Consider the following 19,256-nt stretch of genomic DNA (forward strand, 5'->3'; position numbering starts at 1 on the left):
TCACCCTTGTCAGGCCGAAGTGGCCATCGCCGTCTCGTCCTGCTTCGGGCGATTGGCGGGCAATTGCTGGCCGGTCAGCACATAATACGCATTTTCAGCGATGTTGGTGACATGATCACCGATGCGCTCCAGATTCTTGGCGCAGAACAGGAGATGCGTGCAGGCGGTGATGTTGCGCGGGTCTTCCATCATGTAGGTCAAGAGTTCACGAAACACCGACGTGTATTTGACGTCGATACGTTCGTCCTCATTCCTGAGTTTCGCCAGGGCTGCGGCATCCGCGGCGGCATACTCCTCGACCACCCCTTGCACCTGGATCAGCACCAGCTGCGCCATCGCGTCGATGGAGTGCGAGAGGTCGCGCGGCGTGACGCTGAGGCCCACTGTGCCGACACGCTTGGCGATGTTCTTGGCGAGATCGCCGATGCGCTCGAGGTCGCCGGCCATGCGGATCGAGCCGACCACGGCACGCAGATCGTTGGCCATCGGCTGGCGCTTGGCGATGAGCGTAATGGCGCGATCGTCGAGTTCCCGCTGGCGCGCGTCCATGATGGCGTCGTCGGAAACGACGCGCTGCGCCAGCGCATTGTCGGAATTGAGCAGCGCTTTTGTCGAGCCGCTGACCATCGACCCGGCCAGATCGCCCATGTCGCGGATCAGCTTGCTGATCTGGCCCAACTCTTCATCGAAGGAGGCGACGGTATGTTCACCCATGATCCTGATCCTCGTGCCTGAAAATTCAACCGCTGGACGGCTCAGCCGAAGCGGCCGGTAATGTAGTCCTGGGTGCGCTTGTCGTCGGGGTTGGTGAACATCTTGTCGGTGGCGCCCTCCTCGACCAGGTAGCCGAGGTGGAACATCGCCGTGCGCTGCGACACGCGCGCCGCCTGCTGCATCGAGTGGGTGACGATGACGATCGTGTAATTCTGGCGCAGCTCGTCGATCAGCTCCTCAACGCGTGCGGTGGCAATCGGGTCGAGTGCCGAGCAGGGTTCGTCCATCAGGATTACTTCCGGCGACACCGCGATGGCGCGCGCGATGCACAGGCGCTGCTGCTGGCCGCCGGACAAGCCGGTGCCGGGCTCCTGCAGGCGGTCCTTGACCTCGTTCCAGATCGCCGCCTTCTTCAAGCTCGACTCGACGATCTGGTCCATGTCGGACTTGCGCTTGGCCAGCCCATGGATGCGCGGGCCGTAGGCAACGTTCTCGTAGATCGACTTCGGGAACGGATTGGGCTTCTGGAACACCATGCCGACGCGAGCCCTGAGTTCGACGACGTCGATGTTCTTGTCATAGATGTCGTCGTCGTCGAGCGTGATCTTGCCGGTCACCCGCGCCGAATCGATGGTGTCGTTCATGCGGTTGAGGCAGCGCAGGAAGGTCGACTTGCCGCAGCCGGACGGGCCGATCAGCGCCGTCACCTGGTTCTGGCGGACGTCGAGGTTGACGTCGAACAGCGCCTGCTTCTCGCCGTAGAACACGCCGACCTTGTCGCCGCGCATCTTGATGACTTCGTTCGTCTTGGCGTTCATTTTGTCGCCCACTGCGTTTTCAAGGGACTGTTCGGTCATGATGTTCATACCAAATTGCCTTTTTTCTACCAGCGCCGCTCAAACCGGCGCCGAAGCACGATCGCGGTGATGTTCATGGCCATGAGGAAGACGAGCAGGATGATGATGGCGCCGGACATGCGCTCGACAAAAGCGCGTTCGGCCTCGTTTGCCCACATGTAGATCTGCACCGGCAGCGCCGTCGCCGGATCGAAAGGCGTCTTCGGATAGTCGGCGACGAAGGCGACCATGCCGATCAGAAGCAGCGGTGCTGTCTCACCCAGCGCACGCGCCAGGCCGATAATCGTGCCGGTCAGGATGCCGGGAGCGGCAAGCGGCAGTATGTGCTGGAACACCATCTGCATCTTCGAGGCGCCAAGCCCAAGCGCTGCCGAGCGGATCGACGGCGGCACCGCGGCAAGGGCCGCGCGCGTCGCGATGATGATGGTCGGCAGCGTCATCAATGTCAGCACCAGGCCACCGACAAAGGCGGCCGAGCGCGGCATGCCGAGGAAGTTGATGAACACGGCAAGGCCGAGCAGACCGAAGACGATCGACGGCACCGCCGCAAGATTGTTGATGTTGACCTCGATCAGGTCGGTGAAGCGGTTCTTCTTGGCGAATTCCTCGAGATAGATCGAGGCCGCGACCCCGATCGGCAGCGCCAAAAGCAGCACGATCACCATCATGTAGAACGAGCCGATGATCGCCACGCCCATGCCTGACGTCTCAGGCCGGCTGGAGGCGCCATAGGTGAACAGACCGGTGTTGAAATGCTCGGCCATTACGCCGTCGGCCTTGAGTTTGTTCATCCAGTCGATCTGCTGGTTGGACACCTTGCGGCGCGCTTCATCGACGCTGAGGTCGATCTGGCCCTTGAAGGCGGAGTCGAGATTGGCCGCGGCCAGGATGTTGACGTCGCGCGTCGTGCCGATCACCGACGGATCGGCGGCGACGATGTCGCGCAGCTGGACGCGGGCGCCTTCCGACAGGAAGCCCTTGAGCTTCATGACCATCGGCTTGTTGCTTGGGTCGATGCCAAGCTTGGCCATCAGCGCGGTGTCGGCGAGCTTGGGATAGTTCGCCTTGATCAGCACGCTCGGATCGGTGGCGCGCTTGCCGGAGGGATCGATGACTTTCTCGTCGAAGCTGATCGGCAGCGTCACCGTCGTCTGCCAAAAGGCGGTATAGCCTTTCGAGACGATGGCGATCAGCATGATGGCCAGGAAGGCCAGGCCGACCGAGATCGCAATCACACCGTAGATGCGGAAACGGCGTTCAGCGGCGTAACGCGCCTTCAGCCCTATGTCGCGGCGCGGACGCGCAACGGCGCCCGCCATCGTGTCCAGGGGAATGTCGGTCATTCGTACTGCTCCCGGTACTTGCGCACGATGTAGAGGGCGACGATGTTCATCACCAGTGTCAGCGCGAACAGCGTCAGGCCGAGCGCGAAGGCGACCAGCGTCTGCGGCGAGTTGAACTCGAGGTCGCCGGTCAGCTGGTTGACGATCTTGACGGTGATGGTCGTCATCGCCTCGAATGGATTGGCGGTGAGATTGGCGGCAACGCCGGCCGCCAGCACGACGATCATCGTCTCGCCGATGGCGCGCGACGCCGTCAGCAGGATGGCGCCGACAATGCCGGGAAGTGCGGCCGGCAGGATCACCCGCTTGATCGTCTCGGAGCGCGTCGCGCCCAGACCAAGCGAGCCGTCACGCATAGCGCGCGGCACCGCGGTGATGATGTCGTCGGAAAGCGACGACACGACCGGGATCAGCATGACGCCCATCACCAGGCCGGCGGTGAAGATGCTCTGGCCCTGGATGAAGGGCGAACCGCCGGTGAGTGCCGCCGACAGGTCGCGCAGGAATGGCCCGAGCGTGACCACGGCGAAGATGCCGTAGACGATGGTCGGGATGCCGGCCAGCAGTTCCAGCGCCGGCTTGACCACCGCGCGAACCTTGGGCGAAGCATATTCGGCCATGTAGACCGCCGACATCAAGCCGACCGGCACCGCCACCAGAAGAGCGACGGCGGCGATATAAAGCGTGCCGGCGAGAAGCGGGGTCAGGCCGAACTGGCCCTGGCTGCCGCCGGAGCCGGCAGCGGCGAAACGCGGATCCCACACGGTGCCGAAGAAGAAGCTCATCGGCGACACGCTTTCGAAGAAGGTGATGGTCTGGAACAGCATCGACAGCACGATGCCGACCGTGGTCAGGATGGCGATGGTCGACGCCGCAAGCAGCCCCCACAGCATCAGCCTCTCGACATTGTTGCGCGCCCTGGCGCGCGGCGCGATTTGCCGCAGCGCATAGAAGGCGCCGGCGATCGACAGCGCAAGCGTCAGCACCGCGCCAAACAGGCCGAGCCTATCCTGGACCGTGTTCGCCTCGACGGCGATCGGGATCATGTAATCCTGCGTGTCGCTGGCCAGCGCCACGCCCTTGGCGATGAGCAGCGGCTGCAATTCAGCGAACGTCGCGGGAAGCGGCGTTCCGGCATCGAGCCGGCGCAGGCCCTTGGCGAGGCTCTTCACCAGGCTGGCGTCGAGCGCTTCGCTGGCGACCTTGGAGTCGACAGTGCGCTCGGGCAGGGCGGCGTGGATGTGCCGGTCAAGATAGAAGGACGATCCGATATCCCAGACGGCGAGCAGCAGGACGGCAGGCAGGACTGCGAGCAGAAAGGCCCACCAACCGTGATAGTGGGCGCGCGAATGCGGCTTGACCTTGCCGGTATCGTGCGCCGCGGCGCGCTGGCGGCCGATCACGAAGGCGACCACGCCGATGGCAATGACTATGGCGAGTACGAGCAAGGACGACATCACCCACCCCAGGGAAAATTCAGATCGCGGCCGCCGTTGCGGCATGCAGCGAAATCAGGGCGCGGATTTGGTCCGCGCCCTGATCCAGTCGTTGATTACATGCTCTTCCCGGCAGCGAACGCGTCGCGCTGCGCCTGACGTTCGGCATCCGGAGCCGAAACCAGGCCGTACTGGGCGAGCGGGCTTTCCGGGCCGATCATCTGGTCGTCAAGGAAGAACTCGACATATTCCTTGAGACCGGGAACGACGCCGAGATGCGCCTTCTTGACGTAGAAGAACAGCGGGCGAGAAACCGGATACTTGCCGGTTGCGATCGTCTCGGTCGAAGGCACGATGCCTTCCACGGTGGCGACCTTCAGCTTGTCGGCATTGTTCTCGTAGAAGGCGAGGCCGAACACGCCGACGCCGGTCTTGTTGGAGTCGATGCGGGCGAGCGTCTCGGTGTAGTCGCCGTCGATGTCGACAGCCTTGCCGTCCTTGCGGATGGCGATGCAGGTCTTGCCGATTTCCTTGTCGTCGGCAATGCCGGCGGCCTTCAGGGCGGCCTTGTCGCAGCCGGCGTCGAGAAGCTTGGTCTCGAACACTTCGCGGGTGCCGTGCTTTTCACCGGGGATGTAGGCGGCGATATCCCAGTCGGGCAGCTTCGGGTTGACCTGGTTCCACTTGGTGTTCGGATTGTCGACGAGCTTGCCGTCGACGACCAGCTTGGCGGCGAGCGCCTTGTAGATGTCGGCGGGAACCAGCGCCCAATCCGGGCCCTTGATGTCGGTAGCGAAGACGATGCCGTCATAGCCGATGCGGACTTCCTGGACTTCCTTCACGCCGGCGTCGGCGCAGGACTTCAGCTCGTCCTTCTTGATCGGGCGCGAGGAGTTGGCGATGTCGATGGTGTCTTCGCCGACGCCCTTGCAGAATTCCTTGATGCCGGCGCCGCTGCCGCCGGACTCGACCACCGGGGTCTTGAAGTTGGTGAAGGTTTCGCCGAACTGCTCGGCGACGATCTTGGCGTAAGGTAGCACGGTCGACGAACCGGCGACCTGGATCTGGTCGCGCGCGGCGGCGACACCCGACGATGCGGCGAACGCTACCGCCACGGCCGATGCCGTAACGAGGAATTTCTTCATGTGGCCTGCTCCTGTTCGGAAGATGGTCTCTCGGCGCCCTCTTCAGCCGGCGCCCGCTGAGGCCAATAGCCTTCGATTATTACAGTCGCATGACAGTTTCGTGTCAGCCCGGTAACGTCGGATGGACGCACTGAAAACCGCAGCCGTCCGGCCTCTCCGCGAGAGCCGCAGTTTGCCGCTGGAATCATAAGCTTGCGGGATTTTGCGCCGGCATTTGTCCAGGCGGATCGCAGGCCGCGATGCCGAGAAAGAAAAACCGGACGGGAGCGCGTTGCCCGTGGCCAGAGCGTATCTTGGCCGAGCCATCGCCAAAAACAGGTCCGTTGGGGTAGATTTCGACGCTGTTTCTTTGTCGGCGGTCGCTTGCTCCCGCCCGTAACTGAATGAGCGGTTGAGTTGCCGCCATTTTCCCGACTGGGCGTAAGCTTTGATATGGTGCGATCGCACCATATCCCTGGACGTCGCGGCACCGCCGAATCCCGGCGCTGATATCAGCTAGCCGGCGTCTCGCTGGGCTTCGCTCGCGATGCCGGCCCAGCGCTCGACCTTTTCGAGCAACGCCTTGGGACTGATCGGCTTGGGCAGATAATCGTCCATGCCGGCTTCCAGGCAGCGCTCGCGATCGCCCTTCAAGGCATGGGCGGTGACGCCGACGATCGGGATATGCGTGCCGCTCTCTTGCTCCAGCCGGCGAATCGCGGCCGTGGCTTCGAGCCCGTTCATCTCCGGCATCGAGACATCCATCAGGATCATGCGCGGATTGAGCCGGCCGAAAGCGTCGAGCGCCTTGCGGCCGTTGCCGACGATCTCGAAACTGTAGCCGGTTTCACCGAGGATCTGAGTGAACACCATCTGGTTCACCTCATTGTCCTCGGCAACGAGGATGTCGAGCCCGCGTTCGTTGCCGCCGGCCCGGGCGCGGGCGCGCACTGGCGGCGGATGCAACTGCGCCCGCTCGGACGCGGCGCGTGCCGGCGGCGCCGACACCCGCTGTACCATCGCTTCGCCGGAACCGCCACTTGCGGCTTCCGGCGCCTGACCTGTCGTGCCGTGGCGATGGCGCTGGATGGTCGCGACCAGCGTCTCCAGCAACACCGAGGAGCGCGCCGGCTTGATCAGCTGCGCGTCGATGCCGAGGTCGCGGTAGCTGGTGTTGGCGAGCGACTGGTCGACCGAGGTCAGCATGATGATTGGTGTGTCGGCCAGCCCTGCGGTGTTGCGCACGATGCGCGCCATTTCGGCGCCGCTCATCCCCGGCATCTGGTAGTCGAGCACGACGCAGTCGACCGGCACGCCATAGGCAGCCGCGGCGACCAGCACCTTCAGTCCTTCGGCACCGCTTTCGGCGGCGCAGGAATCGAACGTCCACGACACCATCTGCTCGGTCAGGATCGAGCGGTTGACGGCATTATCGTCGACGATCAGCACCCGCGCGCCGGTGACGTCGACGGGCATGATGCGCTGCACCGTCTGCTGGCCGGCCCTCGGCAGCGTGACGGTGAACCAGAAGGTCGAGCCCTTGCCCTCGGCGCTCTCGACGCCGATCTCGCCGCCCATCAGCTCAACCAGCCGCGAGGTGATGGCAAGGCCGAGCCCGGTGCCTTCGTGGCGCCTGGTCGACGAGGTATCGACCTGATTGAACTTTTCGAAGACGGCCTTCAGCTTGTCCTCCGGAATGCCGATGCCGGTATCGGTGACCGAGATGGTGAGCCTGGTTCCGGCCACAACCCTCTCGCCGGTGACATCGACCAGCACATGGCCTTCGTCGGTGAACTTCACCGCATTGCCGAGCAGATTGGTGACGATCTGCCTTATGCGGCCGACATCGCCGATGAACAGGCTTTCCAGGCCCGGCTCGACGCGCACGATCAGTTCGAGATCCTTCTCCTTGGCGCGTGTCGACACCAATGTCGCCACATCCTCGATCGCCTCGGGCAGGTTGAACGGCGCCGGGTCGAGCACGAGCTGGCCGGCATCGATCTTGGAGAAGTCGAGGATGTCGTTGATGATGGTCAAAAGCGCGTTGCCCGACTTGACGATGATGTCGGTGAACGTCTTCTGCTTGGGGTCGAGGTCGGATTTGGCGAGCAGCTCGGCCATGCCGAGCACGCCGTTCATCGGCGTGCGGATCTCGTGGCTCATATTGGCCAGGAATTCCGACTTGGCGCGGTCGGCAAGCACGGCGCGCTGGCGCGCCTCGCGCAACTCGGCCTCGCGCATCTTCAACTCTGTGATGTCGGTGGTCGATCCGATGAGATAGAGCGAACCGTCGGAGGCGATCATTGCGCCCTTGCGCGCGAACTGGTGGCGCACATTGCCGTCGGCAAGCGTCACCGTCTCCTCGATCTCCTGCGTCTCGCCGGTGCGCAGCACGGCCATATCACTGACGACGAAGGCCTCACCGTCCGCGCCGAAGATCTCGACATCGGTCTTGCCGATCGCCTCCTCCTTGCTCAGGCCGGTCAGGTCGCACCAGCCCTTGTTGACGTAGAACTGGCGCAGGTCCGAGCGCTTGGCGTAGATCGACACCGGCACGTTGTCGATGAGATTGCGGAACACCTCGTTCTCGCGCATGCTCTCTTCCAGCGCCTGCTCGCGCGCCTTGACCTCGGTAATGTCGGTGCTGGAGCCGACCAGACGCACCGACCCGTCGAGCGCCACCAGGCGGCTCTTGCGCGTCATCAATTGCCGCACCGTGCCGTCGCGATGGGTGACGGGCTCCTCGACCTCGCGGCCACGGCCGGTGACGACGACCTCGGTGTCGTCATGGGTGTAGGTTTCGGCATCGTCGATGCCGAAAAGCTGGAGATCTGTACGGCCGATGGCCTCCTCCTTGGGGATGCCGGTCAGCGCGCACCAGGACTTGTTGACGAATTCCATGCTCAGGTCCTGCGCCTTGATGAAGGCGGCGACCGGCAATTCGTCCATGACGTGGCGGAACAGGTCGATCTGGCGCATCGAATCCTGCAGCGCCTTTTCGCGGCTCTTGATTTCGGAAATGTCGACGCGCACGCCGATGAAGGTGCCGTCCTCGGTCCGCATATCGTAGACCTGGTACCAGCGGCCGTCTGGATTGAGGCGCTCGTAGGAGGTGTTCGGCAAGTGGTAGCGGGCAAGGATGGCATTGAGCCAGACCTCGCGGTCGCCGTCATAGAGTCTGTCGATCTCGGGATCGCCGCTCGATCGGAAATAGCCGACCGAATGTCCCAGTTCCAGCGCGTCGCGGAAGCTGCTGCCGGGCTGCCATGCCGGCACCAGCGCCGGCAGCGTGTCCTGCAGCTTGCGGTTGGCGAAGACGAACTTGTCGTCGCGGTCGTAGATGATGACGGCCGCGGGGAGCGATTCCAGCACCGTGGCAAGGTTCTTGCGGGCGTCCTCGGCTTCCGTCTCGCGGCGCTTCATGTCGGAGATGTCGAACAGGAAGCCGGCGACATAGTTGCGGCCGCTTGGCATGCCGACGCGGTTCTTGCGCACGATGCGCGAACGCCTGGTGCCCTCGACCTCGAAATTCTCCTCGATCTCGTAAGGCGTGCCGGTCGCCAGCACGGCGCGTTCGCTGTCTTCGAACAGCGCGGCATCCTTCCCCGGCATGAAGTCGCCGCCAGGCCTGCCCAGCATCGCTTGCGGCGTCTGTCCGAACAGCGCCGAAAACGCCTCGTTGACGAAGACGAAGCGCAGATTGTCGTCCTTGACGAAGATCGGGTCCTCGACGGCGTTGATCACCGCCTCGGCCAGCCGTGATTTTTCCAGCGCCTCGGCGAGCTCGGCCTCGCGGTCCTTCATGTCGGTGACGTCGACATAGGAGATCAGCCTTTTGCCGCCGGCGAGCGGCGCCAGCGATGCAATCAGCGTACGGCCGTCATTGCGCGGCAATTGCCTAGAGCCCACCACGCCGGCCGAGATTTCTGCTTCGCGCTCGGCGATGTGGCGCTGCCATTCGGCGTCGTCGGCGCCGTAGGGGTCCATATCGCGGCTGGCTTGCATCAGCTCGCGGAAGCCGCAGCCGATCCCGGCGCGTCGGGGATCGATTTCCCAGAAATCATAGAAGGCGCGGTTGATCACCTCCGTGCGCATGTCCGCATCGAGGACAAGCACGCCGATCGGCATGTGATCGACCATCGTGCGCAGATTGGCGAAGGTCTCGGCAACCCTGGCGTTGGCGCTTTCGATCGCGGCGTCGCGAAGCGTCAGCTCGGTGATGTCGTAATAGCTCAGGAGCCGCTTGCCGCCGGACAGCGCCGTTACCGAGAACATCATGGTGCGGCCATTGGCATGGGTGAACTCGCGTGGTGCAACCGAGCCGGCGCGGATTTCCTCGATACGGGTGGCGAGGTAATGCTGCCACTGCTGTTCGTCGAGATCGCCATAGATGCCGTTGCGGCGGTTGAGCTCCATCAGGAGGCTGAACGGTGCGCCGACGGTGATGGCGCCGTCCGGAATCCTGGAGAGGTCGCGATAGGCCTTGTTGACGATCAGCGTGTCGAGTTTGGCGTCGAGCAGCACGACGCCCATATGCATGGCATCCATCGTCCGCTCGAGATCGGCAAGATGCTGCGTGCTCTCGTCTGCGGCTGGCGGCACCTGCCGAAGGTCGTCCAGCGCACCGGCCAGCGCCGTGACGTTGCGGCCAATGCCGCGATAGCCGGTAAACTCGCCCTCGCTGTCGAAACGGGGCGAGCCGGTGATCGAAACCCAGCGGCAGCCGGGGCGGCCGCCCTTCAATTCATAAACGAAGTCGCGAAATGGCCGATGCGCCTGCAGATCCTCCAGATGTGCGGCGGCGTGTCGATTGCCGTGCATCATCTGCTTGAGGAAATCGAAGCGGAAGCGACCAAGAATGCTGGCGGGATCGATGCCGGTGGCGGCCTGGTAATTTTCTGAAAGCCAGGAAAAGCGCAGTTCCGCGTCGGTCTCCCAGACCCAGTCAGCACCGGCCTCGACCAGTTCGCGCAGCGCTTCGGGTGAAGCCCCGGCGGACGCGTTCTCGCCACACAAAGCAATCTCGACCAGCCGGCGCAGCGCTTCGGGCGAATCCTCGCCAGGAGTGTCCTCGCCACGCAAAGCGGCCTCGAACAGCTCGCGCAACGCTTCGGGCGAAGCCCCGGCGGAATCGTCCTCGCCATGCAAACCGGCCTCGACCGGCTCATGCGGCGCTTCGGGTGCCCCCCCGACGGACGTATCCTCGCTGTCCACAGCCCCCTCTCGGGAACCGCGTCCGCCGCGTGTTCCAACAGTCCCGTCAGCCATTCCGTACCCACCCCGAGAGCCAAGGCCGAACCTCCGCAGCGGTTCGCCGGCGAAATGTGCCCGAGAAGCATTAATGATCCGCTAACCATAACGCATCCAAACTCCAACCAGAGCCCACATTGCCCTGCGGTATTCCGCCGGTTGTCGGCGGAACCCCGACCGGGCTATAAGTTGGCGGGGGTATTGCGGATGACTGGTTGGATCGTGCCTTGTTTCCTGGGCGTGGCGCTGCTTGCGAGCAGCGGCTGCGCGCGCAGCTATGACGGCACAGTTGTGATCCCGAGGCCGCTCGATATCAGGCGGGTCTGGGATCGCGATCCGTCGCTGACCGAGGCCAGCAAGATGCAGGCGGCAGCCGGCGTGTTTCCGACGCCGCCGCCGCAGGAGCCGTACCGGCCGGCGGCGCGCCGACAGACGACATCGGCTCCGCCGAGACGGCACGTCAGGTCCAGCCCGCCCGCGACGACTTCCGAACCGGCCAACCCGCTCACCTGCAAGAATGTCAGCCAACCCGGCAAACGCTACAAGATGGTCTGCGAATAGCCTGATGCATGTCGCCCTACAGCGGCCCGCGGTTTTGGGATCAAAACATGGATAAAACAGGGCATTTCGGCGCCGCGCGGGTCAGTCCGTCGGGAAGAAAGCCGGCCCGACCATCCTGACCGGCCGCGAGCCGGCCAAAGCTTCGACCGACTGCTGCTGGGCAGCGCCCGTGGCCTCTGGGGTAGAGCCGTCGGTCCGGGGGATTTGCGCAACTGTCACGAGATCCGGTTTTGCCGACGGCAGGGGAATGATGGCGTTGCTGATATTGGCTGGCGTAACCGTGCGCGCTCTCAACTCGGCGACACGCCTGGAGTAGCGCTTGACGTCACAGGCTTTGAAAGTCGCGTCGTCGCGGTATTTGAAAGCCGCCGGCAGATCCTTGTAGGATTTGCGCGTATCGAGCGCGACCATCTCTTCGGTTTCAAGGCTTGGGTCGCCCAGTGTGTACAGGTCGACGCCGGCATCGTCGCAGATGTAGCGGCACTGATCGACCATCTCCTTGACACCGTCGCCTTGCACGAATTGCGATTTCGGCGCCGGGAAGAAATAGCCGTCGGACAGGCGAACGCAAAACAGCATCGAATTGCTGCCGATCATGGCGCCCGCCGGACGCTGTTTCTGTTGCCTGGCGGCCGGCGCGCAGCCGAGCGCGACGAGCCTGGCCTGCAACCCGGACGTATCCCGGCCCGAAATCGCGGCGCCGGCGATCTGGCGTTGCACCTGGGTGCGGCTTTTGGCGAGGTCGGCGCAAGCGTTGAAGAAGCCGCCCATCGCACTTTGCGCCGCGCAGCGGCGTTGCCTCTCCAGGCCCAGGATCGCCGCAAGCTGGCGGCGCAGTTGCGCAAGCTCGGGGCTGATCCCGCCGCCGCGGCCGGACGACGCCATCTGGCCCCTGAGTGCGGCGCAAGCATCGGCAAGGGAGGCCGAGCTTCCGAGGACGGTCGCCGTCATCACCAGTGCAAGGATTCCGACTGGCCACAAACGCATCATCGGCGCCCCTGGTCCTTGTGCCCTATGGAGCCGATAGCCGCTCCAGCCGATTGAGTCTCAATATATAAGGCAAGTCTAATTCAGAGAAAGTCCAGAAACAGCCAGGTATTTACACCAAGTGTATTATGCCGTCTCCTGTAAATTCACTATTATACTTTTGTTTCAAGATTGAGACGAAGCGAGGCATCGACGCGCCTGGGCCGCCACCGCCATCAATCCCGCGTTATCGGCCCTTGCGGTTGAAACCTTTCTCCGCTGTCTCGCGTTGTATCGGGCAAAGGAGACCGAAGATGTCTATTCACTTCACCGTCTCTGGCCTGACCAGGAACCTGTTCCATTCGCTGGGGCTGGACCATGAATGGGCGCCGAGACCGCTCGATCCCGAACAGAGCCTGCTGTTGGAATGCTACCTGGCGGGGCAGATTCCCGAATCCGCCTGGGCCGACTACGTCTTCGAGACACCCGACCTGCAACGGCATGTCGACATAAGGCGCCGGCACAACTGATCAGAGCAATTCCACGAAAAGTGTGAGCGGTTTTTCCGGGAAAAGCGCGTTGCGCTTTCCCTTGGGAATTGCGTCAAAACAACGAGAGGAGCGGGTCGCCGTTTCTGTGAAACGGTAAAACGCTCTACCCCTCGCTATTGCTTGGGCGAGGCGAACTGCATGGTGAAGACATTGCCAGCGACGCCTTGTGCAAGCTTGGGCGAGAAGCTCAGGGGAAGACATTTCTGCAGAGCCGTGGTCGCGGCGTCGACAAACGCTTTCTTGGCATTGGCGTCACCATCGACCTTGATCGCCGTCGGTCGCGGCGGACCGATCAGCGTGCCATCGCGCTTGAAGCTGAAGCTCAAGGTGACGGTGGCATTTCCAGCATCGGCCGGCGGCGTCCAGCATGCCTGGATCGCATCGCCGACTTCGCTCATGGTGTCGAGCGACGCGGCATTGGACGGGTAGCCTCCGGCCAACACAACACCGGCAATCGCAAACAATCTCGCCACGCCCTTCATCGCAAAGCTCCTCGTACCTCGGGCCGCCAAGGATGATGGTAGGGTCGACGCCAGAAATGGCAATATGCCTGATATCAGACTTTATGGCGGAGCGCGGAGGCGCGCCTGACAGTGCATCGGCGAAAAGCAAAAAGGCCGGCATTGCGCCGACCTTTCCTTCCACTTCGGCGCCAGTACATCCGTGGTCGCGGGGTGGATTGCCCTCAATAGACAGGGCTTTGGTTAACGAATCCTTAGCTTTGCGCGCCGGCCTGCGATTTCACATAGGCGATATAGCCTCTGACATCGCCGGCCGGCTCGGCATAGGCCTTGCCGAGTTTCTTCTCGATCGCCGCCATGTACTCCTTCGCCCATTTGGGCAGCGGATAGTCGATGACGGCCAGGAATTCGAGCGTCGATGCCAGGCGGATGTCGGCGATCGACGGATGCTTGCCGCCGATGAACGGCTTGCCGTCCCTGAAGAAGGAGTGGAACACGTCCAGCGGCTCGGCAATCGCCGCCATGGCTGCCTTCTGCGCTTCGGATTTCTTGTCCGGATGCGCATCGCTATGGCCAACCTCGCCGGCATAGTGCGGGAAACCCAGCGCCGGATAGGTGGCGCGCGCGACATAGGGATAGAGCGTGCCGATCAGGTAGAACATGGCGCTGTCGACCATCGCCCGCTTGGCCGGCGCCTTGGGATAGAACTTCTCCAGCCCGTGCTTGTTGGCGAGATACTGCATGATGGCGCAGCTTTCCCACAGCACGCCTCTGGGAAGGCCTTTGTCCTCGATCATCGGTGTCAGATGCGCCGGATTGCGCGCCATATATTCGGGCGAACGCGTGTGGCCCCAGGCATCGGTCTCGGCGGGATCGAACCCGGCCGCGCGCGCAAACACCCGAACGGTCATGTTGTTGACGCTCGGCTTCAGCATGCTGATCTTCAAGGCCGGCTTCTTCGCAGCCTTGGCCGGCTTCGCCGCGGACTTCTTGGCGGCCGGCTTCGCCGCGGCCTTCGCAGCCGGCTTTGCGGAGGCCTTCGCCGCAGGCTTGGCAGCCGCTTTTGCTGCCGGCTTGGCGGCGGTTTTCGGCGCGGCCTTGGCCGCAGATTTCCCAGCGCTCTTTGCAGTCTTTGCCATCGTGGTTCTCCCCTTTTGTTGGCCGTCAGTATGGATTCTTCGGCGTCCGGTCGTCCGACAAGGTCGTGCGCGACCACTCGACCAACGTCTGGATCGCGTCGGCGAGATGCACTTCGGCGATGTTGTAATCGCCGCGCGCGACGCGCAGCTTGTGTGCCTGCATCAAGACGTCGGCATGGGTGAAGCCCGTCGGCGGCTCGAAGCGGTAGGACGCCAGCTCGATCAAAAGGCCGAGCGGATCCTCGAAATAGATCGAATCCATGAAGCCGCGATCCTTGACGCCGCTGTGCTTGATGGCGCGCTCGTCGAGCCGGGCGACCGCCTGCAGGAAGGTGACGCGCGACACGGCAAAGGCGATATGGTGGACGCAGCCCGGCTCTGTCGGCGTGCGCCGCTGGACCGGCGTGCGGCTCTCGTCGGTGAAGACGGTGATCAGCCTTCCGTCGCCGGGATCGAAATAGAGATGGCTTTCGCTGGCCTTGTCGAGATTCGGCTGCTCGAAGATGAACGGCATGCCGAGCACGCCCTCCCAGAAATCGATCGACGTCTGGCGGCCAGCGCCGACCAGCGTGATGTGATGGACGCCCTGCGATTGCAGTTTCTGCATCGGTCTCCTCCCCGCCGACCCCTCGCCTTCTTGGGCGAGCTTGGATCTTGCCAAATCATACCATCGCCGCACGCCATGCGCGCGGCGGATGTGCATGCCTGGCGGCTTTTTCCCGATCCGTTCCCCGGCGTTCTGCGCGCCGTAACGGCGTCGTGCAATGATGCTAGTGCAATTGGCAGCGACGCGCCAGAAGCGACGCCGCTGCGTGGCAGTGAAAAAGAGCCAGAGGTTAAGGTTGCAAAACCTCGGCTAAGCGACGGCTCTGAACTCGGCCTCCGCCAGCGTGCCGTGACCCGCGCATTCGGCGCACGCCATCGTATGTCCCGGGCAACCGGCTCGATGCGTCCCTTGCGGGCAGCAGTGCCCCTTTGACGCGCGCCATCTGGAACAATCGAAAACCTTCCCGCTGCCGAGGCAGTGCGGGCATGTCATTTTCACCGAACTCATACCTGCTTTACCCGACCCAAATCCGCGCTGCCGCAGATGCTGCCCCGCACCGCAAGTAACAGAGATTGCTACGCTTTCAAGCGTCGCGGCCTGACTTAAATTGGGTGTATCCGTGTGCACCGACTGCCTGGGTTTCGCTGATGCCGCCGACTCTCGCGGTCAAACGCGATCCGCGTTCGAGCTTGTCTGAAGTAGTGGGGGAAGAAACGGCCCAGCCGTTATTTGGTACGCCCAAGGGGAATCGAACCCCTGTTCCCGCCGTGAGAGGGCGGTGTCCTGACCGCTAGACGATGGGCGCGTTCAAGAACCGGCGATATAGGCTGACGGTTTGGAAAAAGCAACTAGGCTTCGAGCGGCCGGACCGCTTCTATGGAATGTAGGTTTGCGGACCTAGCCTTTCGGCTCGATCAGGTCCCACAGGTTGCCATAGAGATCGGCGAAAACCGCCACCGTGCCGTAAGGCTCGAAGCGCGGCGCTTCGCGAAAGTCGACGCCCTTGTCCAGCATCGCTCTGTGGTCGCGGGCAAAGTCGTCGGTTTCGAGGAACAGGAAGACCCGGCCGCCGGTCTGGTTGCCGATGCTCTTCTCTTGCGCCTCGCCGTCTGCTTCAGCCAGAAGCAGCCTGGCGCCCTGTCCGTTGGCCGGCGCCACCGTCACCCAGCGTTTGCCGCCGCCGAGATCGACGTCTTCGGTCAGCAGAAAGCCCAGCCGTTCGACATACCAGGCGATCGCCTCATCGTAACTGCCGACGACGAGCGTGACGGTCGCGACCCGGCGGTGTTCGGCAAATCCGGTCATGCCTGCAGGCTCATTTGTTGCGGATTGCAAAGCGGCCGATGATGCGGCGCTCGGCGATATCGTAGACGAAGATGGTGCGGCTGCCGTCGGCAAGCTCGGCGTCGATCGAGATGCGATTGCCCGACAGCGCCTGGCTGATCACCTTGGCTCCCACCGGCAGCACGATGTCCGCCGCGAGCGGCTCGCCGGGCGGTACTGGAATATCGTTGGCGAGCGGCGGGGTTGTGGGCGGCGCTTTGCGCGATTTGTAGACAATGGCCGCGATCACCACCATAAGGGCCAGCAAAAGCAGGCCGAGATTGATGGCCATGAAGCGGATGAGCCTGCCGCGCACCTTTTCGATCTCGGGATCGAGCGGCTTTTCTTCTTCGTCGGCAACGGGCCGGGCCATGGCAGAACATTCCGGAACTTTTTTCGATGAGCGCTCATAGCGAAGAGACCAGACAATTCATAGAGGCGGCCCCAACCGTGCTCGAAGCCGGCGCGGAAGCGGCCGGCCAGCGCCTCGACCAGTGGCTGGCGGCGAGCCTCGGCCCCGAAATGTCGCGCAGCCGGGTGCAGATGCTGATTAAACAGGGCGCTGTCACAATCGACGGCAAACCGGTCGACGAGACCAAGCGCAAGATGAGTGCTGGCGAGCGCGTCTCGGTCGTCATGCCCGAACCCGAACCGGCCGAGCCGCAAGGCGAGGCCATCGCGCTCGACGTGCTTTATGAGGACGACGAGCTGATCGTCATCAACAAGCCGGCTGGCCTCGTCGTCCATCCCGGCGCCGGCAACTGGACCGGCACGCTTGTCAACGCCCTGATCCATCATTGCGGCGACAGTCTTTCGGGCATCGGCGGCGTCAGGCGCCCGGGCATAGTCCATCGCCTCGACAAGGAGACCAGTGGTGTCATGGTCGTGGCCAAGACCGACCGTGCCCACAAGGCGCTGTCGGAGGCCTTTGCCGACCATGGCCGCATCGGCGACCTCGAACGCGCCTATCTGGCGCTGGTCTGGGGCATCCCGCCGCGGCCGACGGGAACGGTCGACGCGCCGCTCGGCCGCGCCGCCGACCGGGTGCGTCGCGCCGTGGTGCCGGAGGGCCGCGACGACGCCCGCCACGCCATCACCCATTTCACCGTGCAGGAGCGTTTCGGCGAAAACCAGCAGGAGTTCGCCACCGCCAGCCTGGTCGAATGCCGCCTGGAGACCGGCCGCACCCACCAGATCCGCGTCCACATGGCTCATGTCGGCCATCCCGTCATCGGCGACCCCGATTACGGCCAGGCCTTCCGCACCAAGGCCAACCGGCTGCCCGAGCCGCTGAAAAGCCAGATCAAGGCATTTTCCCGGCAGGCTTTGCATGCCTGGCTCCTTGCATTTCGTCACCCGACTACCCATCTACCGATGAGGTTCGAGGTGCCGATGCCGAAGGACATGGAGGAACTCGTCGGCGGCTTTCTCAAGCTCTGAACCCGCCATCTAAAACCTGAGCGGCATTGTTCACTTTGGCGTGACGCACTGTTTCGTGTTGAACAAATGCCTGTCTTTTCTGGTTTTGTTCCTATATAAATCGGTTGTCGCGGGCGAGCCTTTTGGTGCTCGCGTCATATGCCCGCCGCGTTTCGGGGGCATCACTCCAATAGAGAGGGGGCGCTATCATGGCCCAGTCACTACCCAGTATCGTTTCCGGCGAAGGCGGCCTCAGCCGCTACCTGGAAGAAATCCGCCGCTTTCCCATGCTTCAGCCGCAGGAAGAGTACATGCTCGCCAAGCGTTACGCCGAGCATGAAGACACTTCCGCTGCACACAAGCTCGTCACCAGCCACCTTCGGCTCGTCGCCAAGATCGCCATGGGCTATCGCGGCTACGGCCTGCCGATCGGCGAGGTGATCTCGGAAGGCAATGTCGGCCTGATGCAGGCCGTCAAGAAATTCGAACCCGAGCGTGGTTTCCGCCTCGCGACCTACGCCATGTGGTGGATCAAGGCCTCGATCCAGGAGTACATCCTGCGTTCGTGGAGCCTGGTCAAGATGGGCACGACCGCCAATCAGAAACGCCTGTTCTTCAACCTGCGCAAGGTGAAGGGGAAGATCCAGGCGCTGGACGATGGCGACCTTAAGCCCGAACAGATCACCGAGATCGCCACCAGGCTGAACGTCTCCGAAGCCGAAGTCGTGTCGATGAACCGCCGCCTGTCGGGCGACGCCTCGCTCAACGCGCCGATCCGCGCCAGCGAAGGCGAATCCGGCGAATGGCAGGACTGGCTGGTCGATGACCACGAAAGCCAGGAAGACATGCTGATCGAGCAGGACGAGCTGGAAAACCGGCGCGGCATGCTGTCGGGCGCCCTTGCCGTGCTCAACGATCGCGAGCGGCGCATCTTCGAGGCGCGTCGCCTCGCCGAAGAGCCGCTGACCTTGGAAGAGCTGTCGGCCGAGTTCGACATCAGCCGCGAGCGCGTGCGCCAGATCGAGGTGCGCGCCTTCGAGAAGGTGCAGGACGCGGTCAAGGCCGCCGCCAAGCGCCAGACGCAGGCCCTGCGCACGATTGAGGCGCAGCCCGCGGCTTAAGGTCGGGTTCGGTTACGAAAGACACGAAGGCGGCGCCAGGAAACTGGCGCCGCCTTTTTTGTGCCAGAAGCTGGCGAAACCAAAGAGACAGCCTCTTTCTCCCCGTCACTATACGGGGGAGTTGAGGAATGGTCGGCGAAGCGGACGAAAAGCCAACTGCTTGGCTTTTCGAATGACGAACGTCGCGCAGGACAATGAGGGGCAGCGCGGAGATTGCGGGTTTGCCGGCGCAGCAATCGGCGGCGTGATCATCACAAAAACGTCGGCGCTGCCCCTCATCCGGCTGCCGCCACCTTTGTATCTACACGAGAGAGATTTCGTGGGATTGAAGCGATTGAGCCAAGGTCCGGGCGGCCGCCCGGACCTTGGCTTGGCGAAGTCGCCCGTACCACCTGAGGTTACAGCCGCGGGAGAGCTTGGGATCTTCGCCTTCGTCACGCACGA

The 19,256-nt window shown here is 63.3% G+C and carries 17 protein-coding genes and 1 tRNA gene; 5 read left to right on the forward strand and 13 right to left on the reverse strand.

All coding sequences use genetic code 11. The features are described 5' to 3' along the window. Positions 1–9: 9 nt before the first annotated feature. The 6 genes from phoU to AC04SG_RS28215 form a co-directional block, all read right to left on the reverse strand. Complete coding sequence (phoU, locus tag AC04SG_RS28190) at positions 10–714, reverse strand: phosphate signaling complex protein PhoU (RefSeq protein ID WP_192259346.1); 705 nt, start codon at positions 712–714, stop codon at positions 10–12. 41 nt (positions 715–755) lie between these two features. Continuing rightward, positions 756–1,580 carry a phosphate ABC transporter ATP-binding protein PstB gene (pstB, locus tag AC04SG_RS28195; RefSeq protein WP_488553720.1) on the reverse strand — a complete coding sequence of 275 codons (825 nt, stop codon included), beginning with the start codon at positions 1,578–1,580 and terminating at the stop codon, positions 756–758. A 17-nt stretch (positions 1,581–1,597) separates the two neighbouring features. Further along, positions 1,598–2,914 (reverse strand): phosphate ABC transporter permease PstA, encoded by a 1,317-nt coding sequence (pstA, locus tag AC04SG_RS28200; RefSeq protein ID WP_488553721.1) that lies wholly within the window; start codon positions 2,912–2,914, stop codon positions 1,598–1,600. After that, on the reverse strand, positions 2,911–4,371 hold the full coding sequence (pstC, locus tag AC04SG_RS28205; protein WP_488553722.1) for a phosphate ABC transporter permease subunit PstC: 1,461 nt from the start codon (positions 4,369–4,371) through the stop codon (positions 2,911–2,913). Before pstC ends, pstA begins: the two co-directional genes overlap by 4 nt. A 95-nt stretch (positions 4,372–4,466) precedes the next feature. Beyond that, entirely contained in the window at positions 4,467–5,495 is a 1,029-nt protein-coding gene (locus tag AC04SG_RS28210) for a substrate-binding domain-containing protein (RefSeq protein WP_436261680.1), read from the reverse strand. A 495-nt stretch (positions 5,496–5,990) separates the two neighbouring features. Next, on the reverse strand, positions 5,991–10,514 hold the full coding sequence (locus AC04SG_RS28215) for a PAS domain-containing hybrid sensor histidine kinase/response regulator (protein ID WP_488553731.1): 4,524 nt from the start codon (positions 10,512–10,514) through the stop codon (positions 5,991–5,993). Between the two features lie 417 nt (positions 10,515–10,931). Here AC04SG_RS28215 and AC04SG_RS28220 point away from each other — a divergent pair, with 417 nt between their 5' ends. Beyond that, the gene (locus tag AC04SG_RS28220) at positions 10,932–11,285 is read left to right on the forward strand and encodes a hypothetical protein (protein WP_488553723.1); all 354 of its coding nucleotides are present in this window, start codon (positions 10,932–10,934) and stop codon (positions 11,283–11,285) included. An 81-nt stretch (positions 11,286–11,366) separates the two neighbouring features. On the opposite strand, the gene AC04SG_RS28225 is transcribed toward AC04SG_RS28220, so the two are convergent. Beyond that, positions 11,367–12,272, reverse strand: coding sequence for a DUF2865 domain-containing protein (locus tag AC04SG_RS28225; protein ID WP_488553724.1), 906 nt, complete (start codon positions 12,270–12,272; stop codon positions 11,367–11,369). A 293-nt stretch (positions 12,273–12,565) separates the two neighbouring features. Here AC04SG_RS28225 and AC04SG_RS28230 point away from each other — a divergent pair, with 293 nt between their 5' ends. Then, positions 12,566–12,781, forward strand: a complete 216-nt coding sequence (locus tag AC04SG_RS28230; RefSeq protein WP_112559520.1) for a hypothetical protein — start codon at positions 12,566–12,568, stop codon at positions 12,779–12,781. 134 nt (positions 12,782–12,915) lie between these two features. Here AC04SG_RS28230 and AC04SG_RS28235 read toward each other — a convergent pair whose 3' ends face one another. The 6 genes from AC04SG_RS28235 to AC04SG_RS28260 form a co-directional block, all read right to left on the reverse strand. Beyond that, positions 12,916–13,284, reverse strand: a complete 369-nt coding sequence (locus AC04SG_RS28235; RefSeq protein WP_488553725.1) for a hypothetical protein — start codon at positions 13,282–13,284, stop codon at positions 12,916–12,918. 233 nt (positions 13,285–13,517) lie between these two features. Further along, positions 13,518–14,402: a glutathione S-transferase family protein gene (locus AC04SG_RS28240; RefSeq protein WP_488553726.1), complete on the reverse strand. Its 885-nt coding sequence runs from the start codon at positions 14,400–14,402 to the stop codon at positions 13,518–13,520. 25 nt (positions 14,403–14,427) lie between these two features. Continuing rightward, positions 14,428–15,009 (reverse strand): VOC family protein, encoded by a 582-nt coding sequence (locus AC04SG_RS28245; protein WP_488553727.1) that lies wholly within the window; start codon positions 15,007–15,009, stop codon positions 14,428–14,430. Positions 15,010–15,679: 670 nt separating this feature from the next. Further along, positions 15,680–15,754 (reverse strand) — tRNA-Glu (locus AC04SG_RS28250). A gap of 92 nt (positions 15,755–15,846) precedes the next feature. Then, positions 15,847–16,254, reverse strand: a complete 408-nt coding sequence (locus AC04SG_RS28255) for a VOC family protein (protein ID WP_488553728.1) — start codon at positions 16,252–16,254, stop codon at positions 15,847–15,849. 10 nt (positions 16,255–16,264) lie between these two features. Further along, the gene (locus AC04SG_RS28260) at positions 16,265–16,645 is read right to left on the reverse strand and encodes a fimbrial protein (protein WP_436261691.1); all 381 of its coding nucleotides are present in this window, start codon (positions 16,643–16,645) and stop codon (positions 16,265–16,267) included. A 26-nt stretch (positions 16,646–16,671) separates the two neighbouring features. Between AC04SG_RS28260 and AC04SG_RS28265 the strand changes: the two genes are divergently transcribed. The 3 genes from AC04SG_RS28265 to AC04SG_RS28275 all read left to right on the forward strand — a co-directional run. Next, entirely contained in the window at positions 16,672–17,712 is a 1,041-nt protein-coding gene (locus AC04SG_RS28265) for an RluA family pseudouridine synthase (protein WP_488553729.1), read from the forward strand. 188 nt (positions 17,713–17,900) lie between these two features. Further along, positions 17,901–18,812 carry an RNA polymerase sigma factor RpoH gene (gene rpoH / locus AC04SG_RS28270; RefSeq protein WP_112559526.1) on the forward strand — a complete coding sequence of 304 codons (912 nt, stop codon included), beginning with the start codon at positions 17,901–17,903 and terminating at the stop codon, positions 18,810–18,812. Between the two features lie 172 nt (positions 18,813–18,984). Continuing rightward, on the forward strand, positions 18,985–19,256 hold a 272-nt coding region (locus AC04SG_RS28275; RefSeq protein WP_488553730.1), incomplete at its 3' end, for a hypothetical protein.

The organism is Mesorhizobium sp. CNPSo 4684 (assembly GCF_057784315.1).

Excerpts from the sequence above, each read along its gene's own strand:
- phoU (WP_192259346.1), bottom strand. The coding sequence starts at position 714 with ATGGGTGAACATACCGTCGCCTCCTTCGATGAAGAGTTGGGCCAGATC.
- pstB (WP_488553720.1), bottom strand. The coding sequence starts at position 1,580 with ATGAACATCATGACCGAACAGTCCCTTGAAAACGCAGTGGGCGACAAA.
- pstA (WP_488553721.1), bottom strand. The coding sequence starts at position 2,914 with ATGACCGACATTCCCCTGGACACGATGGCGGGCGCCGTTGCGCGTCCG.
- pstC (WP_488553722.1), bottom strand. The coding sequence starts at position 4,371 with ATGTCGTCCTTGCTCGTACTCGCCATAGTCATTGCCATCGGCGTGGTC.
- AC04SG_RS28210 (WP_436261680.1), bottom strand. The coding sequence starts at position 5,495 with ATGAAGAAATTCCTCGTTACGGCATCGGCCGTGGCGGTAGCGTTCGCC.
- AC04SG_RS28220 (WP_488553723.1), top strand. The coding sequence starts at position 10,932 with ATGACTGGTTGGATCGTGCCTTGTTTCCTGGGCGTGGCGCTGCTTGCG.
- AC04SG_RS28225 (WP_488553724.1), bottom strand. The coding sequence starts at position 12,272 with ATGCGTTTGTGGCCAGTCGGAATCCTTGCACTGGTGATGACGGCGACC.
- AC04SG_RS28230 (WP_112559520.1), top strand. The coding sequence starts at position 12,566 with ATGTCTATTCACTTCACCGTCTCTGGCCTGACCAGGAACCTGTTCCAT.
- AC04SG_RS28235 (WP_488553725.1), bottom strand. The coding sequence starts at position 13,284 with ATGAAGGGCGTGGCGAGATTGTTTGCGATTGCCGGTGTTGTGTTGGCC.
- AC04SG_RS28240 (WP_488553726.1), bottom strand. The coding sequence starts at position 14,402 with ATGGCAAAGACTGCAAAGAGCGCTGGGAAATCTGCGGCCAAGGCCGCG.
- AC04SG_RS28245 (WP_488553727.1), bottom strand. The coding sequence starts at position 15,009 with ATGCAGAAACTGCAATCGCAGGGCGTCCATCACATCACGCTGGTCGGC.
- AC04SG_RS28255 (WP_488553728.1), bottom strand. The coding sequence starts at position 16,254 with ATGACCGGATTTGCCGAACACCGCCGGGTCGCGACCGTCACGCTCGTC.
- AC04SG_RS28260 (WP_436261691.1), bottom strand. The coding sequence starts at position 16,645 with ATGGCCCGGCCCGTTGCCGACGAAGAAGAAAAGCCGCTCGATCCCGAG.
- AC04SG_RS28265 (WP_488553729.1), top strand. The coding sequence starts at position 16,672 with ATGAGCGCTCATAGCGAAGAGACCAGACAATTCATAGAGGCGGCCCCA.
- rpoH (WP_112559526.1), top strand. The coding sequence starts at position 17,901 with ATGGCCCAGTCACTACCCAGTATCGTTTCCGGCGAAGGCGGCCTCAGC.